This window comes from Ureibacillus thermosphaericus (assembly GCF_012396605.1).
GTDB lineage: Bacteria > Bacillota > Bacilli > Bacillales_A > Planococcaceae > Ureibacillus > Ureibacillus thermosphaericus.
In genome coordinates this window covers 1-17,128 of sequence record NZ_JAAXPW010000025.1, presented here as the reverse complement: position 1 = coordinate 17,128, position 17,128 = coordinate 1, and the positions used below count along the sequence as shown (strand labels likewise).

Sequence of the window (17,128 nt, the reverse complement as noted above, 5' to 3'; positions counted from 1 at the left end):
TATTTAGGCAAGAGAATTCCTTTCTCCTAACATGCGTACTGCATAAACTTCATCACAAAAGCCTTTGAGGCCGTTGTACACTCTATTTAATCTTGATTCGCTATCAACAAACCCAAAAACTGTTGGACCGCTTCCACTCATTAGTGCGGCATCTACACCGAATCGGATCATTTGATTTTTAATGACAGCTACTTCTGGATATAGAGAACATGTAACAGATTCAAGAACATTTCCTAAAGACTTGCACATTAAAGAATAATCTTTATTTTCCAAAGCAGTCATCATTTGTTTTGTGTTAGGATGTTCTATATTTTCTAAATTCAGACCTTCATAAATTTTTGCAGTCGATACTCCAATTCTAGGTTTTGCAAGTATTACCCAACAAGAGGGAGGAGCAGGCAATGGTTGAATTTTTTCTCCCCTACCCGTAGCTAAAGCTGTACCTCCATATACACAAAACGGAACATCGGAGCCAATATTAGCTCCTAACTCTGCCAAAGTATCAATCGATAAATTTAAGTTCCACAGTTGATTCAATCCTCGAAGCGTAGCAGCTGCATCACTACTTCCTCCAGCCAGTCCAGCTGCAACAGGGATTTCTTTATGAATCGTAATGGTTGCTCCTTCATGAACGTTATATGTATTTTTTAAAAGTATTGCTGCTTGATATGCAAGATTTCGATCATCTTCCGGTACGATGCCACTTGATGAATGAATGACAATTTTTCCATCGTTCCTTAATTCAAGCCCAATACGATCGGCTAAATCAACTGTTGTCATGACCATTTCTACTTCGTGATATTGATCGGGACGTTTATAAAGTACATCAAGTGTTAAATTTATTTTTGCAGGTGCTTTAATATAAAGCATTCTGATCCTCCTAACAGCTCCTAATACAGGGAAATTTCTTCCGTATATTGTACCATAATGATGGTATCACCATAGATGTTAAATATTAAACATAGAAGTATTAAATAATTTTTGAAAAATGAAAAAATGCCAACAGCCCTTTTAAGAGCCATTGGCCATGTCAACACTACTTATTGATGCTATTTTGGTTCGCTTGCTGTGCTAAACTTTGTTCAGCCATTTCAATTGCTCGCTTCACCATATTACCTGCATCTCTGGCTCTAATTCCGCCCCAACCTTCTCGTTGGACTACATCATAGAAACCGAGCTCTTTTGCAATTTCCTCTTTAAGACGACTCGACATGATCCCGTTTCTTCGTGCCATAGAGATTTGCCTCCTTCAAATAAGTAGGTTGACATCCGTAGTATGCGCAGGTTCATAAAAAAATTGTAGACAAAGTCGATGCAAATATCGGCTTTGTCTACAATTTACAACAAGGCAGAAAATTATTTCACTGCAAGTGCTTGATTATTGTCATCTAAAAAAGTAATTTCCACAGCTTCAGTTAAAATATCAGTGTAACTATAAGAAACACGTTTACAAGCACTATCCTTTTGATCGAGTTCAACAACAAAAACAGCATTGTACGTTTCGCTTAAAATCCCATTGCACTCCATCGTTTTTTTCCGGCCACCATTTGCTTTTAATCGCAAAGGTTTCCCGATGTGTTCATCCAATGTTTTTTTAATCTCAGCTAATGTTTTTGGCATTTCCGCATACACCTCACTATATACTAGTATAGACTAGAAATGCCATTCTGTCAATAAATTATAATATTTTATCAGCAGACAAATATTTTTGTCAACTTATTTTTTTATAAAAATTAAGTTTTCGTCATATTTTTTGTAATGTTTCCCACTAATTACCTAAAATGTGGTAATAAAGCGTCTGAAAGTTTCCCGAATTCTTCAATTGTCAATGTTTCGCCTCTTCTGGTAGGCTCAATGCCACATTGATTCAATGCATCCACAATCTGCTGTTTCTTTTCCTTTCCTGATGGAAGTCCAGACTGTAAATTATTTAAAATCGTTTTTCTTCGTTGAGCAAAAGAGGCTCTAGCTACAATAAATAAAAAGTCTTCATCGATTACTTGGATTGGCGGCATGTTGCGCATCGTTAGTCGAATTACTGCTGAATCTACATTTGGTTGCGGCATAAATACAGTCTTTGGCACCGTCATTACAACCTCTGCTGTCGCATAATATTGCACAGCAATTGATAACGAGCCGTAATTTTTTGTTCCTGGTTTTGCCGTTATACGGTCTGCCACTTCTTTTTGCATCATGACTACCAACCCTCGTATCGGTAAGCGGTCATGCAACAATTTCATCAATATTGGGGTTGTTACATAATACGGAAGATTTGCAACCACCATAATATCTTTGATTCCCTGCATCTCTTCTTCTATAACCTTTGCGACATCCGCTTTTAAAATATCTGAATGAATTACCTTTACATTTGAATAAGGGCTTAATGTATCTTCCAATACAGGTAATAGACGGCCGTCAATTTCAAATGCAACGACTTTCTTACAATTCCTTGCTAAATGCTCTGTTAATGCTCCAATGCCCGGTCCAATTTCAATTGCCCCGCTCTCTTCACTCAAGTTTGCGTAACTCACAATATTCCGAAGAATATTTGGATCAATAATAAAATTTTGTCCCAAACTTTTTTTAAAGGCGAATCCGTATTGATTTAATATTTCTTTTGTTCGTACTGGCGTTGCTATGTCTTTATACATTTTGTTCCTCCTGATCAATTTGCGCTATCGCTTGTGAAAATTGCTCAAAAGTGATTTGAAACATGATTAATCGCTTATGCAGTTGTTTTCCATTTGTCAACCCAATATTTAGTATTTCGCCTAACCGAATTCTGCGATTCTTTGCTAGCGGATGGCCAATGAGGCGGGCACTCATTAAATCCCCAATGGTTATCTCTTCTTTTAAAGGCTTTTCTGTAATGGGTGTATATACATTTTTTAATGCTTGACGTATATCATCATCACTTGCATGTTCAATTCCAAGACCTTTTCCGTTTTTAGCTATACATTTTTCTTTTGAAAGAAAGGCATGTTTTACTCCTGGAATACGCTCCTCGATAATTGCTCGAATTCTTCTACCTGGATAATCAGGATCTGTGAATACAATAACCCCACGTTTTTCGTGAGCATGCTGAATGCGGAGTAATGTTTCTTCAGAAATAGCAGAACCATTAGTTTCGATTGTATCTGCTTTTACTGCTCTTTGAATAGCAATAGTATCATCTTTACCTTCGACAACGATGATTTCTTTAATTTCCAACTTTGTTCCTCTCTTCTACTTTTATCTTGGACAATTGTACAAAACATCAACATTTTTCACAAGAAATGTTCGTTTAAGATTACTGCTCTTCTGCAATTTTAAAAAAAATAAGGCTTTCCCGTTTTTTAAAAACAGGAAAGCTCAATAAAATTTAGTCTAATACTTTAATTCGTACTTTTTTACGACCCCATTGAATAGCTTCTTGCTTTGATTGTACAAGTACGTCAATTTTATTTCCTTTAATCGCACCGCCAGTATCACCCGCAATAGCATATCCATATCCCTCAACCCAAACTTTTGAACCTAAAGGAATTACATTTGGGTCTACTGCAATTACTTTTAAGTTCGGATTGCTACGCAAATTAATTCCTGCAGCGGATGTACCGGAACAACCATCACAGTATGGAGTGTATGCAGTAGCAGTTACATAAAACTCTTTCCCACTTTCGCTTGTACCACGAGATACTTTAGCTGTTACTACTTTAGTTCCCACCGCTACCACTTTTGCTTTAGGTTTTTCGATAATTTGTTCATTCTTTAAAACCTTTTTGACTACTTTTCCATTTTCTTTCGTAATTTCATATGTTCTTGATACTTTTCCTTTTTTTCCTTGTGAAATTACTTTTTCTCTGCCTTTCAACAACGAAGAATCTGATCTTGTTTCTACTGGATAGTTAATTTCTTCCTCCACTACATCGGTAACTTTTTCTACGCGAACAATCGTGACTTCGTCGTTTGGTTTTAGCTTATCACTTAATTTTTTTTCGACACGATCTAGTTCATTTAGTGTTATCTTTTGTTGCTTTAAAAAGTTAGCGACCGTAGTGGAAGTGGACCACACTTGCTTCATTTCAGTTCCATCAACAAGTGTTACCTGAAACGCTTTATTAATTTTAATTTGATTTTCATCACCTAAATCTTCATCCAAAGGAATAGAAACTTCATCGTATTCGGCTACTTGAATGTTTGCTTCACTCAAAATATTTTTGACTTTCGTTTCGGTTGTCCAAATCTCTTGTTCTTTTTCATCGATAATAATTGTTACTTGTTTTGCTTGAATCCACTCAATCTCCATTCCCGATGTAATTTTGGCATCAAGTGAATAAGATAATTTATCATGCATCGATATTTCAATATTTTCATCTTTCAATAATTCTTCAACAGTTTTTGCATGAGTTAATATTTTAATTTCTTCACCATTTGCATGTATTGTCACAGGCTTTTTTGTTCCTTGATACAAAACAAAGGAAATAACTGCCACAAACAATACCATAAACAAAATGGTGACCACTGATTGTTTATACTTGATCCCAAACAAAATTTTCCTTATGGGATTACTTGACATTTAAAAACGCCTCCTTAACACTCGTTGGATTATACGGGCAACTTCTAATTATGTCAACTAAAAAATTTTTTAGTTTAGTATTTTAGTAACTTTAAACCCTATTAATCTGCAGTATTGGAGGCTTTTTTAAAATTTATACATTTAGCTTAAAAATCTTGATTGCATTTTCAGTCGTTGCCTTCGCAACTTCTTCAACCGACATCTCTTTTAACCGAGCAATTTCTTCTGCAACTAACGGTACAAAAGAAGGTTCATTTCTTTTTCCTCGATATGGATGCGGTGCTAAATAAGGTGCATCTGTTTCGATTAATAGATGCTCCAATGCAATTTCTTTCGCCACCATTTTCGGCAAGCGGGCATTTTTAAATGTAACAGGCCCACCTAAACTAATCATAAAATTCATTTTGATGCATTCCAGTGCCGTTTCGACGCTTCCACTAAAACAATGCATGATGCCACCGACCGTTTGAGCGTTTTCTTCCTTCAAAATTCTTACAACATCCCCCGTTGCATCACGATTGTGAATAATGATTGGAAGATTAACTTTTTGCGCCAAACGAATTTGTTGTCGAAATAGTTCTTGCTGTACTTCTTTCGGTGACTTATCCCAATAATAATCCAATCCCGTTTCACCAATGCCAACGACTTTAGGGTGATGGGTCAACTCTTCAATCCATGCTAAATCTTTTTCTGTGCAATCGATTGCGTCTACTGGATGCCAACCAATTACTGCATATATAAATTCATATTCCTCTATGAGTTTTATTGCTCGCTCGATCGTTATTCGATCAAAGCCAACAACAATCATTTTTTCAACTTTTGCAGCTCGTGCTCTATCAATTACTTCTTGTAAATCTTCTTGAAATTGATCTGCATTTAAATGAACATGTGTGTCAATAAACATTTTGATTACACCTACCGTCTATTTTATTGCTAACGAACATTACTGACTTAACAAAAAGATTACAATTCGATTACAAGAACCCAATCTTATGATATTTACCTTATTTTTTCGTAATAAATATAGTCTATTCATACTAAAAGGTTTTCATTTAATTCCAATTAACCACCAAAATCGTTATGTTAATATAATTAATTAAAATGAGTTTTGAACAAAAATGCCTGTTGAATCATTTCATCAACAGGCTAATCACATTATTTTACTTTCGCACCATTTTCCAAAGCAGAATCTACTGTCGCAATTTTTAACACACCATCATGAGAACCAGCTAAAATCATACCTTGAGACAACTCGCCACGAAGCTTAACTGGTTTTAAATTGGCCACAACAATTACTTTTTGACCAATTAATTCTTCAGGTTTATAATGCTCAGCAATTCCTGAAACTACTTGACGTTGTTCATAGCCTAAATCCACTTGAAGTTTAAGTAGTTTATCGGTTTTCGGAACTGGTTCACATGCTGTAACAGTACCTACTCTTAAATCGAGTTTTAGGAAATCTTCAATTGTGATTTCCGGCACTTCAGGAGCTTCTATTGGCTTTTTCGTTTCTTCCTCTTGAGGTGTTTTTACAGAAGCTCGCATCTGCTCACGAATATATTCTATTTCTACTTCAGCGTCCAATCTTGGGAAAATTGGTACTCCTTTTTCTACCACTTTTGTGTTTTCTGGTATAACATTTCCGAACTCTTCAATCGTTTCCCAAGCCAATAATTTTTCATCTAAACCAAGTTGTTCCATTATGCGTTTTGGTGTTTGTGTCATAAACGGTTGTAACATTACTGCAATATGACGTAAACTTTCGGCCAAATTATACATTACTTGACCTAATTTGCCATGGTTTTCGTCATTTTTTGCCAACACCCAAGGCTCTGTTTCATCAATGTATTTATTTGTTCTTGAAACAAATGACCACAATTCTGCTAATACAACACTAAACTGCATTTTATCCATGTTGGCTTCATATGCAGCTTTTGTTTCTTTTGCGTGAGTTTTTAATGATGCATCAAATTCTGTTTCTTCTAAACCTTTTGTTGGTATGATTCCATCAAAATATTTATTAATCATTGAAACCGTACGATTCAATAAATTACCTAAATCATTTGCTAAATCATAGTTTGTCCGCTCTACAAATGATTCTGGAGAAAATACGCCGTCTGCCCCAAATGGTAATTCGCGAAGTAAGAAGTAACGCGTTGCATCCAATCCGTAACGATCAATTAACATTTCCGGATAAACAACATTCCCCTTCGATTTCGACATTTTTCCATCCTTCATCATAATGAAACCGTGGGCAAATACTTTTTTCGGAAGCGGTAATCCCAATGCCATTAGGAAGATCGGCCAATAAATAGTATGGAAACGAACAATATCTTTTCCTACGACATGAACATCGGCTGGCCAATACTTATTGAATAATTCTTCATTATCCGAACCATATCCAAGAGCAGTAATGTAGTTTGTTAGCGCATCTACCCAAACATAAATGACATGTTTAGGATCTCCTGGTACTTTAATTCCCCAATCAAAGGAAGTTCTTGAAACAGAAAGATCCTCTAATCCCGGTTTAATGAAGTTATTAATCATCTCATTTTTTCGTGATTCCGGTTCAATAAACTCTAGGTTTTCTTCATAATATTGAAGTAAACGATCAGCATATTTTTGCATATTAAAGAAATAGGATTCTTCTTTCAACTTTTGAACAGGGCGTCCACAATCTGGACAATTGCCATCAATTAGCTGAGTTTCTGTAAAGAAAGATTCGCAAGGAGTACAATACCAACCTTCATATTCTCCTTTATAAATATCTCCGTTGTCTAAAAACTTTTTAAAGATTTTCTCAACACTTTTTACATGACGTTCTTGTGTGGTTTGGATAAAATCATCATAAGAGATATCCATTTTCCCCCACAATTCTTTTGCTGCTTTAGCAATTTCATTCACATATTCTTGCGGATGTTTTCCAACTTCTTGGGCTTTTTGTTGAATTTTTTGTCCATGCTCATCCATTCCTGTTAAGAAACGAACATCATATCCGCGCAATCTTTTATATCGTGCCATAGCATCAGATGCCACAGTTGTATATGCTGTACCAATATGAAATTTTCCGCTTGGATAATATATTGGTGTTGTTATATAAAACGTTTTCTTCTCACTCACCTAAACTGCCTCCATTGTCAACTATATATAGTATTTATTGTAACGATTAACTATTTCTGTTTCAACGCTAACATATTATACTAAAGTTTTGACGAATTTTACTAATTCAATCAATTAAAAAATTAATGGAACTTTTTGTCTAAATACTACGTTTTATAATAATATTCTTTAACGATTAATACTTTTTTAATAAAAAAAACGAATTTTTATAAATTCTTTTATTAAATCTCAAAACTTCAATGCTAATTTATTGACGTTTATTCCTTTTATTGGTATTATTCTAGACAGACAAAGAATAAATGTCGAATTTTGGCGAATACGAGATTTATTCTAAAATTATGACTCATTTATAGGAGGAAAACATTGTCATGAAATCTACAGGTATTGTTCGTAAAGTTGATGAGTTAGGTCGTGTAGTGATTCCAATTGAGCTTCGACGCACACTTGGCATCAATGAAAAAGATGCACTAGAAATCTACGTAGACGATGATAAAATCATCCTCAAAAAATACATGCCTAACATGACTTGCGCTATTACTGGAGAAGTTTCAGATCAAAATTTCCGCTTAGCTGGAGGAAAATTAATTTTAAGTCCAGAAGGTGCCGAAATTTTACTGAAAGAAATTCAACAACAGTTAAACAAATAAGTTGAATATGGGGACGTGTCTGATAAGGCAAATCGCTCCTCATACGACACTAGTGCATTTTTATCTATCAGAGGAACATAACTTCGATTTTCGAAGAGGGTTGGCTGTCTAGATAGTTTCTAGACAGCCCTTCTTTTTTATAAATGATATTGCTGATAAACCTCCCTTTTTGGAAGACCTCTTAATTTAGCCACTTCTTTAATTGCCTCTTTTGAAGAAAGTTGTTTTTCTCTCATTAGTAAATCTACGTGTTCTTGAATCGTCATGTTTGTCCAATAAGCATCTTCATTGTTTTCTTCCACTTCATTTTGCGATCCTTCAATAACGATACAAAATTCCCCTCTCACTTCATTCTCTTCTGTCCATTGAATTGCTTCTTCTACAGTACCACGTAAAAACTCTTCAAATTTTTTTGTTAACTCTCGTGCTAAAACAATTTTCCGATTGCCTAACTCCGCTGCTAAATCTTTTAATGTATCTTTTAGACGATGGGGTGCTTCATAAAAGATTAATGTTTCTTTTCGATTTTTGAGATTAGATAACTGTTTTTTTCGTTCTTTTTTGTTGCGATTTAAAAAACCGAAAAAGTAAAATGGTTGAGGCGTTAAACCAGATGCAATTAAAGCTGACATGGCTGCATTGGCACCTGGTATAGGAACTACTGCAAAATCTTCCTCAATCGCTTTTTGAGCAATATCAGCACCGGGGTCAGATATGCAAGGCATCCCCGCATCACTTACTAATGCTACTGATTTCCCATCTCTTAACCACTGCAATATTTTTTCTCCTGCTTGTTCTTGATTATGTTCATGATAGCTAACTAACGGTGTCGTAATGTTGTAATAATGACAAAGTTTTTTCGTATTTCTTGTGTCTTCTGCCGCAATGATGTCCACTTCTTTTAAAATGCGCAATGCCCTGATTGTAATGTCTTCTAAATTTCCAATGGGCGTCGCAACTAAATATAAACAACTGCTTTGTTCATACATGCTACTTTTTTGAGATTTCATTTTTTACATCTCCCAATATATTTCAATTTTTCGCTACGTTTTAATTGTTTAAAGGCGTATTCAGCTCTCATTGCTTGCTCTTTTGTTTCATAAATTTCATAATATATGCATTTTACCGGCCGCTTTCCTCTCGTATATTTTGCTCCTTTGCCCGCATTATGCTGATTCACTCTTCGTTCTAAATCATTCGTATATCCCGCATAAAAAGATGAATCGGCACATTCCAAGACGTAAAAATAATGTTTATCCTTTTCCACCATATAAGATTTCACTCATTTCAGCTGTATACTGATTGTTGTCATCATATACATACAGAGGAGGCAAAATTTTTAAATCCGGCTTGCCATCTTTGATTCCCTCAATCAACAACATATTTGCTTCTTTCCCCATTTTCGGATAGATAAAGCGAATTCGTTTCGGTTCTAAACGATGTTTCCGCATAGAAGTAATAATATCAAGTAATCTCCCCGGTCTATGTACAAAGGCTGCCTTTCCGCCTTGTTTCAGCAACCTGCTTGCCGCATGAATTGCCTCATCCAATGTAAGCAATACTTCATGGCGGGCAATCGTATAGTGCTCGTTTAAGTTTTTATCGCTTGATTCAATATCTAAAAAATACGGTGGATTACATGTCACAGCATCATATTTTTCAATGCCGAGTAGCGGAGGAATGTCCTTTACATCACCATGAACCATTTGAAGTTGATTTTCTAATCTATTGTATTGAATACTTCTTACTGCCATATCATACAGCCGCTCTTGAATTTCCACTCCAATAATCTTTGCTTTTGTGCGAGTGCTTAAAAATAAAGGAATAACACCATTTCCTGAACATAAATCAACAATTTGTCCCTTTGAAATAGGAATGTTAACAAACTTCGCTAATAAAACGGCATCTAAAGAAAAAGAGAAAACGGAAGGACTTTGAATAATTCGTAAATCCTCTGCTAATAAATAATCTAACCGTTCATCATCCTTTAACCAATCTTCCACACTTACACACTCCTCATGAAAATAAAAGACTGTACCCAATTCGGGTATCAGCCTTTACATTAACCATTTTTATTAAAAAACGATAGACAAAACAAGCAGTCTTCACCCTTGCGGGAACTTCCGAAATGTACATTGCATACGTGAAACCCTTCTTGATATAGTCGAGCTAAATTATCATATCCTTCCCCAATATCTAAATAGCTTTTCTTTTCACCTTGTTCAGAAGTTCCTTCTGCTGCTTTCGAAAGTTCTTCTAGTCGTCTTCTTAAATGAAAGTTTTCTGTTTGAAGTGACTGATGTTCTTCTACCATATGTGCAACAAATTTTTTTAACTCGTTAAACTGCTGTTGTAACGTTTCTAGTTGCTGTTCAAATTCCATTATAGAATCCAAAAAATTACGGTCCCTCAACCAAGCCACCCCATTAGTTTTAATCTATATCAGATTCTTTTCACACTCGAGTATTTCCTCCAGCGTATATTCAACGGTGCGTTCAAGCTCTTCTAAATATACTTGAATGACTCTTTCTAGCACATTGATTCCAACGACTGTTCCAATCCCATCAGGAGTAATAGTTGTCTCGCCAATATCAGGCATTCCATCTTTCGCTGTTTCGTAATCGTCATTTTCATATTTTAAACAGCACATAAGACGACCACATAATCCTGAAATTTTTGTCGGATTTAATGATAAATTTTGATCTTTCGCCATTTTAATTGAGACCGGATCAAAATCTCCTAGAAATGTTGAACAGCAGAGCATTCGACCACAAGGACCAATACCTCCAAGAAGCTTAGCTTCATCCCTTACACCGATTTGGCGAAGTTCGATACGAGTTCGGAAAATCGCAGCTAAATCTTTCACTAATTCACGGAAATCGACTCTTCCCTCTGCTGTAAAATAAAAAATCACTTTATTTCGATCGAATGTATATTCAACATCAACAAGTTTCATCTCCAGTTGATGTTCAGCAATTTTTACATTCGCTATATCAAAAGCTCGTCTTGCTTCAGCTTTGTTTTCTTCCACTTGGATTTTATCTCGCTCTGTAGCAGGACGTAAAACTTGCTTTAAAGGCAAAACAACATCATTTTCACCAACTTGTCTCATTGGAACAACAATTTTTCCATATTCGACACCTCGAGCTGTCTCAACAATGACATATTGGTCTTTTTCAAGTTGATATTCTCCAGGGTCGAAATAATATATTTTACCCGCCCGTTTAAAGCGGACACCTACCACATTATACAAAGGAATACCCCTCCTGCAATTTCAGCATAAGCTGTTCCATTAAAAGCGTGCGATTCATATTACGACCTACATTTTGTCTTGCTTGTAATATTGCTTGCATTTGATTCGACAATTGTTCGAAAGTAGAAGTTAATGCAATTTCCTTCCATGTATCTACCATATCTGGATAGGTACAAGAACTTTCAGGGTTTGCCTTTATAGCTACAATATCACGATAAGCTAACAGAAGTAAATCAAGACTGAGTTCAAAATCACTTTTATCTTTTACATTTGGAAGCCATTCATCATATACAATTAGCATGGCTTCATTGACATTTTTTCTAACAGTCTCAACTAATTTTAACACTGTTTTTCTCGCTAGTGCAAACTGCTCATCTTGTGCTAAAGCAAGACCTTTTTCAAGACTATTTGTCACTTGACTGACAGTTGATGCCATGGAAAACGTTAACCCTTGCTGTTGTAATTGTTGGACTAAAAAGTCTTTAGGAATACTTGAAAATTTAATATGCTGACAACGTGATTGAATCGTTGGCAATATCGATTGATATTGCTCCGTTAAGAGTATTGCTGTCACTAATCCATCTGGTTCTTCTAAAAATTTTAATAATGTATTACTTGCAGCATTATTCATTTTATCTGCATGATGAACTACATAAATTTTTCTGCCTTCTTCCATACCTGTTTTTGTCATATTTGATATTAAATCACGAATTTGTTCAACTTTAATAAATTGACCATCAGGTTCTATTTGCAAAACATTGGGATGATTGCCTGATTCTATGCGTTTACAATTTCTGCATGTTTCACATGGAACATTTTTCGACGGACTTTGACATAACATTAATTTAACAAAAAACTTCATTACTTCTTTTTTGCCTGTTCCTCTTTCGCCTTCAAAAATATAAGCATGTGCAATACGTCCCTTTTCAAAAATCATTTGTAATTGTTTTATGACGATTGGTTGCAGCTTCATTAGCTCATCCACTGTATCAAGCATTTCTTTTCACCTTTTCTTTGATCAGGTTGACTTCCTTCATTTTCTTTAGAAAAAATCCCGTGTCTATCACCATGGTAAAAGACACGGGTTTTACATATATAAATTAATTAACAAACCTTTTATTTCGCCAATTTTATCAAGCAAATCAATCGTTTCTTTTTCTTCATCTAATAAATCTTGAGCTAGTTCAACTAAACGTTCATCAATTTTCTTAATAATTTTAAGTCTTCTACCTTCACCAAATCGATTCCAAGTGTGAGACTGTTTTAGTTCAAGGCCATATTCAACAGCTTCTTGTAAAAATCGCCTCACAAGCATCTTAAATCTCGCTAAATCTCGCAAGTTTCTTGACCTTGCTACTCGATCACCTGCAGCGGAAATATCTCCTAGCAATCGAGTTAATTGCTCACTTTGCAGTTTCTGTCCTTGCTTCACAACCAATTCTCCAAAGCGTTGATTTGCCTCATTTGGTTGCTTCATTTCATGTATATTTGTTTTGATTCCAACTCGTAAATCTTGATTAATTTTCACTTCATTCAGCCCTCGCTCACTTTTTCATGGGATTTGGCAAAGTATAAGCTGTTAAAAGTGGTGATATTCTTCGATCGGTAAAACAAATACCGTTGCACCACCAACTTCCACCTCAACCGGATACGGAATATAGGTATCTGCATTTCCTCCAAGAGGTGAAACAGGAGTGACCATTTGTTCCCTTGCCCGACAATTATCTCGAATAATGTCTAATACCTTGGAAACATCTTGATCGTCTACACCAATTAGAAAAGTAGTGTTCCCTGAGCGCAAGAATCCTCCTGTACTCGCTAACTTAGTCGCACGAAAATTTTGCTTCATTAAGGCATTAGACAGTCGGTTACTATCTTGGTCTTGAATGACCGCAATTACTAATTTCATACGCATTCACTCCTAACTTGCGTGTTTTTATTATACCATACATTACATGTTCACTTCATTTCCTTGTTCTTATGACAAGAATAAATAAATAACTTTTTAGCAGTTAAGAATATTTATGATTAAAATATGGAAATTTATATTATTTTATTGAAGATTCCTTTTTATCATTACAAAATACCTTTATTAACAAAGTAAATCCAATTCTCTATTACTCTTACCCAAAAAAGTTTATTCTACACAAAGGGCTATATCACCATCATCCTTATGCAGTTATTTTACGCAAAATAAAAGGAATGCGTTCTTTTCATTAGAATGCATTCCTTTTGGTTGTATGAAATTGGTTTTGAAAAACATTAGAGAACTCGAAATCATTAACTTTTGTCTTTTAAGAATGGTAATACAATATTTATTACCTCTTCTAGTACTACTTCAATTTCATTTTCTGCATTAATGGCCTTTATTCTTTCTGGAAACTGTTTAAGTAGTTTCAAATAACCTTCTCTTACTTTTGAATGAAATTCCAATGATTCTAAATCTAATCGGTTGACTTCTCGTTCACCATCTTTTTGTATTCTTGAAAGTCCAATTGTTGGTGATACATCTAAATATAACGTTAAATCAGGGAAAAAATCACCGATAGCAAATTGATTGATGGTATATACTTCTTCTATCCCCAATCCTCTTGCATATCCCTGATAAGTAAGGCTACTATCAATGTAGCGGTCGCATAATACAATCGTTCCTTTTTCCAACTCAGGTATGATTTTCTCAACTAAGTGCTGCCTTCTTGCGGCAGCATATAAAAGCGCCTCTGTCTTTGCATCCATATTTACATTCTTTTTGTCTAAAATTACATTTCGAATTTGTTCTGCTATTTCAATTCCGCCAGGCTCTCTCGTACAAACTACGGAATACCCCTGTTGAATTAAATATTCTGCCAATTGTTTAAGAATTGTACTCTTACCTGAGCCTTCTCCACCTTCAAAACTGATTAAATAACCCACAAGTCTGTTCCTCCATCCAGTTTACTCTTTGTTTATTTATAGACGCATATCAGCTTTTCTTCAAGTTGATGATTCCCTTGGAAAGATGCTCCGACCGCTAATAGTTCTTCCAATTGACTGAGCTTCGATACAGTAATTTTTTCTCCAGGAATGAGTAAAGGGATACCTGGTGGATATGGTATCACCATACTTGCTGAAATTCTACCTATTGCTCGCATATAGGGAATCCATTCCGTATCTTTTTCCTCTAATTCACAAAATGAATATTCAGGAATGGATATTTTATTCACTTCTTTAAATGCTGCTGCAAATTCGATAGGTACTTCTTCAACGCTTTGTAAAGACTCAACCGCTTCCTTAATACGCATTCTCGTTTCTGCAAAAGGATAACTTTGTCCTTGTTTTAATAAAGGCAATATGAATAATACCTGATGTAAATCTGCTAATTCTGAATATACTCCTTGCTTTTCTAACGCATCCTTCAATTGAAAACCGCTATAACTTCGCACCCTTAATAACACTTTTAAAGGATCGTCCATTTCAATGACTTGTAACGATTGAATTGAACGCAATGCTTCAATCCAATGCTTTTTTCTGTCCAATAAATAATTTGCATCGCTTTCTAAATATGTTTGAACATAATGTCTTGCATCATCTAATGAAGCCAATAATATATAGGATGGACTGCTTGATTGCAACATTCGTAAGTAACGGTTGACCTGCTCTGCTTCAACAATATTAGACTTGATATGTAAAAAAGAGGCCATTGTCATGGCTGGTAACGTTTTATGGGCCGATTGAACAACAATATCTGCTCCTAAATCTAATGCAGATTCCGGAAATTGTTTACTTGCTGTTAAATGAGCTCCATGGGCCTCGTCGACTAATACCGGAATATTCATCTGATGACATAATTCGATTTGTTGTTTTAATTCATTTGATACCGCTCCATAGTAGGTTGGAGAAGTTAAAATTACAGCCTTTACATCTCGATGTATTCGTAGTGCCTCTTTTAAAGTAGTTAACGAAACGTGAGTTGCTGTTCTAGTTTCGTCGTCCCATTCAGGCGAGACATAAATCGGTTTAGCACCAATTAATTGAAGAGCATGAAAAATAGATTTATGTGCATTTCTTTGTACTATGATTTTTTCGTTTCTTTTACAAGTTGCATAAATCATCGCCAAATTGCCCACTGTTGAACCATTCACTAGAAAAAAACTGCGATCTGCACCGTATGTTTGGGCTAATAATCTTTCGGCTTCATATATAACTTCTTTTGGATGATGGAAATCATCAAGTCCTGTTAGTTCTGTTACATCGAAGGGTAACATGCCTTGTATTGGTTGCGGTAATCCTGATATCAATCCATTTTTATGGCCCGGAACGTGAAAGGATGTTGGTTGTTTTTCCACAAAATTCTCCAATGTTTCAATTAACGGCCGTCCTATTCTCATCATCTCACCCCGCTAAATACTCTTCCTTTATTATAGTCTTAATAGGGAGAAAACTCATCTTGTTATTACCTATAAAATAGTTAGAAAGATTTTATTACCACTTTACAGTGGTATTATTGAAAAGCCACATCCACTCTCACAAGGGGGTTCCTTACTACCATCGGTGCTAACTTCGAAGCACGTTGACCGGCAAAACTCTGCGTCAGCTTCAGCGGTCCGGTGCTCATACACTGTATCTTCTCTTTATTAATTGAAATTAAATGTTGGTATATGCTTTTCTTTTGTAGGTTTCTTTAGTTGTACTGCGGTTTATTTGAACTCGAGTGGACTTTTTGTCCTTGTTGTTATTTTCAATTAAACGCTGTAAAATTTTAATTATTTTTTGTTTTAAAGACTATCTTTTTAAACCGTTGGGTTTTCACTTGTGAAATTAGCATTTTACAGTGGCATATTACTTCCTACTCTCACAAGGGGACCCCTTAACTACCATCGGCGCTAACTCCGAAGCACGTTGACCAGCGAATTTCTGCGTCAGCTTCGGCAGTCCGGTGCTCACGTACATAGTACGCTCCGCTCCGGGCTGCCTCGCTTCCTTGAACTTCTTGGTCCCCGTGCTTCTCGTCTCCTTCAAGTATTTATTTTACTTTTGTTTAACATGTGGTTTCTGTATCGCGCCGATCGGACTTTCAGTCCTTGTTAGTAAGGGGCTTCAACTTTTGCAATAAAAAAAGCACCACTATTGTGGTGCCTTTTGCGAAGCGCTCGTCTATCTCTCACAAGGGGACCCCTTAACTACCATCGGCGCTAACTCCGAAGCACGTTGACCGGCGAATTTCTGTGTCAGCTTCGGCAGTCCGGTGCTCACGTACTTAGTACGCTCCGCTCCGGGCTGCCTCGCTTCCTTGAACTTCTTGGTCCCCGTGCTTCTCGTCTCCTTCAAGTATTTATTTTACTTTTGTTTAACATGTGGTTTCTGTATCGCGCCGATCGGACTTTCAGTCCTTGTTAGTAAGGGGCTTCAACTTTTGCAATAAAAAAAGCACCACTATTGTGGTGCCTTTTTGCGAAGCGACGTCCTACTCTCACAAGGGGAAGCCCCTTACTACCATCGGCGCTGAAGAGCTTAACTTCCGTGTTCGGTATGGGAACGGGTGTGACCTCTTCGCCATCGTCACTTCACTATATG

19 protein-coding genes and 1 rRNA gene are annotated in these 17,128 nt (G+C 35.9%); 1 reads left to right on the top strand and 19 read right to left on the bottom strand.

Annotated elements, in window-relative coordinates; genetic code table 11:
- Positions 1-3 precede the first annotated feature (3 nt).
- From ispE to metG, 8 genes are all read right to left on the bottom strand, one after another.
- The gene (gene ispE / locus HF990_RS10355) at positions 4-870 is read right to left on the bottom strand and encodes a 4-(cytidine 5'-diphospho)-2-C-methyl-D-erythritol kinase (protein WP_016838853.1); all 867 of its coding nucleotides are present in this window, start codon (positions 868-870) and stop codon (positions 4-6) included.
- Between the two features lie 166 nt (positions 871-1,036).
- Positions 1,037-1,234 carry a small, acid-soluble spore protein, alpha/beta type gene (locus tag HF990_RS10350; RefSeq protein WP_016838854.1) on the bottom strand — a complete coding sequence of 66 codons (198 nt, stop codon included), beginning with the start codon at positions 1,232-1,234 and terminating at the stop codon, positions 1,037-1,039.
- Between the two features lie 122 nt (positions 1,235-1,356).
- The gene (veg, locus tag HF990_RS10345) at positions 1,357-1,620 is read right to left on the bottom strand and encodes a biofilm formation stimulator Veg (RefSeq protein ID WP_016838855.1); all 264 of its coding nucleotides are present in this window, start codon (positions 1,618-1,620) and stop codon (positions 1,357-1,359) included.
- Positions 1,621-1,772: 152 nt separating this feature from the next.
- Complete coding sequence (gene rsmA / locus HF990_RS10340) at positions 1,773-2,651, bottom strand: 16S rRNA (adenine(1518)-N(6)/adenine(1519)-N(6))-dimethyltransferase RsmA (RefSeq protein ID WP_168412548.1); 879 nt, start codon at positions 2,649-2,651, stop codon at positions 1,773-1,775.
- Positions 2,644-3,210: a ribonuclease M5 gene (rnmV, locus tag HF990_RS10335; protein ID WP_016838857.1), complete on the bottom strand. Its 567-nt coding sequence runs from the start codon at positions 3,208-3,210 to the stop codon at positions 2,644-2,646. Before rnmV ends, rsmA begins: the two co-directional genes overlap by 8 nt.
- 151 nt (positions 3,211-3,361) lie before the next feature.
- The gene (locus HF990_RS10330) at positions 3,362-4,555 is read right to left on the bottom strand and encodes a G5 and 3D domain-containing protein (RefSeq protein WP_168412547.1); all 1,194 of its coding nucleotides are present in this window, start codon (positions 4,553-4,555) and stop codon (positions 3,362-3,364) included.
- Positions 4,556-4,688: 133 nt separating this feature from the next.
- Positions 4,689-5,459: a TatD family hydrolase gene (locus tag HF990_RS10325; protein WP_016838862.1), complete on the bottom strand. Its 771-nt coding sequence runs from the start codon at positions 5,457-5,459 to the stop codon at positions 4,689-4,691.
- Between the two features lie 251 nt (positions 5,460-5,710).
- Entirely contained in the window at positions 5,711-7,675 is a 1,965-nt protein-coding gene (metG, locus tag HF990_RS10320; protein ID WP_016838865.1) for a methionine--tRNA ligase, read from the bottom strand.
- A gap of 368 nt (positions 7,676-8,043) precedes the next feature.
- Between metG and HF990_RS10315 the strand changes: the two genes are divergently transcribed.
- Positions 8,044-8,322 (top strand): AbrB/MazE/SpoVT family DNA-binding domain-containing protein, encoded by a 279-nt coding sequence (locus HF990_RS10315; protein ID WP_016838867.1) that lies wholly within the window; start codon positions 8,044-8,046, stop codon positions 8,320-8,322.
- A gap of 137 nt (positions 8,323-8,459) precedes the next feature.
- Here the strand turns inward: HF990_RS10315 and rsmI are convergent, their stop codons facing one another.
- The 11 genes from rsmI to rrf form a co-directional block, all read right to left on the bottom strand.
- Complete coding sequence (gene rsmI, locus HF990_RS10310) at positions 8,460-9,332, bottom strand: 16S rRNA (cytidine(1402)-2'-O)-methyltransferase (RefSeq protein ID WP_168412546.1); 873 nt, start codon at positions 9,330-9,332, stop codon at positions 8,460-8,462.
- Positions 9,329-9,592, bottom strand: a complete 264-nt coding sequence (locus tag HF990_RS10305; RefSeq protein ID WP_016838871.1) for a GIY-YIG nuclease family protein — start codon at positions 9,590-9,592, stop codon at positions 9,329-9,331. Before HF990_RS10305 ends, rsmI begins: the two co-directional genes overlap by 4 nt.
- Positions 9,576-10,325 carry a tRNA1(Val) (adenine(37)-N6)-methyltransferase gene (locus tag HF990_RS10300; RefSeq protein WP_016838872.1) on the bottom strand — a complete coding sequence of 250 codons (750 nt, stop codon included), beginning with the start codon at positions 10,323-10,325 and terminating at the stop codon, positions 9,576-9,578. The genes HF990_RS10305 and HF990_RS10300 overlap by 17 nt, the downstream gene beginning before the upstream one ends.
- 59 nt (positions 10,326-10,384) lie before the next feature.
- On the bottom strand, positions 10,385-10,735 hold the full coding sequence (gene yabA / locus HF990_RS10295; protein WP_016838873.1) for a DNA replication initiation control protein YabA: 351 nt from the start codon (positions 10,733-10,735) through the stop codon (positions 10,385-10,387).
- A 24-nt stretch (positions 10,736-10,759) separates the two neighbouring features.
- Positions 10,760-11,575: a PSP1 domain-containing protein gene (locus tag HF990_RS10290; RefSeq protein WP_016838874.1), complete on the bottom strand. Its 816-nt coding sequence runs from the start codon at positions 11,573-11,575 to the stop codon at positions 10,760-10,762.
- Positions 11,568-12,572, bottom strand: a complete 1,005-nt coding sequence (holB, locus tag HF990_RS10285; RefSeq protein WP_016838875.1) for a DNA polymerase III subunit delta' — start codon at positions 12,570-12,572, stop codon at positions 11,568-11,570. Before holB ends, HF990_RS10290 begins: the two co-directional genes overlap by 8 nt.
- Before the next feature lie 90 nt (positions 12,573-12,662).
- On the bottom strand, positions 12,663-13,103 hold the full coding sequence (locus tag HF990_RS10280; RefSeq protein ID WP_168412545.1) for a YaaR family protein: 441 nt from the start codon (positions 13,101-13,103) through the stop codon (positions 12,663-12,665).
- A 51-nt stretch (positions 13,104-13,154) separates the two neighbouring features.
- Positions 13,155-13,484, bottom strand: a complete 330-nt coding sequence (locus HF990_RS10275) for a cyclic-di-AMP receptor (RefSeq protein WP_168412555.1) — start codon at positions 13,482-13,484, stop codon at positions 13,155-13,157.
- A 371-nt stretch (positions 13,485-13,855) separates the two neighbouring features.
- The gene (gene tmk, locus HF990_RS10270; protein WP_016838878.1) at positions 13,856-14,488 is read right to left on the bottom strand and encodes a dTMP kinase; all 633 of its coding nucleotides are present in this window, start codon (positions 14,486-14,488) and stop codon (positions 13,856-13,858) included.
- A 32-nt stretch (positions 14,489-14,520) separates the two neighbouring features.
- Positions 14,521-15,942 (bottom strand): aminotransferase class I/II-fold pyridoxal phosphate-dependent enzyme, encoded by a 1,422-nt coding sequence (locus HF990_RS10265; RefSeq protein ID WP_168412554.1) that lies wholly within the window; start codon positions 15,940-15,942, stop codon positions 14,521-14,523.
- A 1,063-nt stretch (positions 15,943-17,005) separates the two neighbouring features.
- A 5S ribosomal RNA gene (gene rrf, locus HF990_RS10260) occupies positions 17,006-17,121 on the bottom strand.
- Positions 17,122-17,128: the final 7 nt, after the last annotated feature.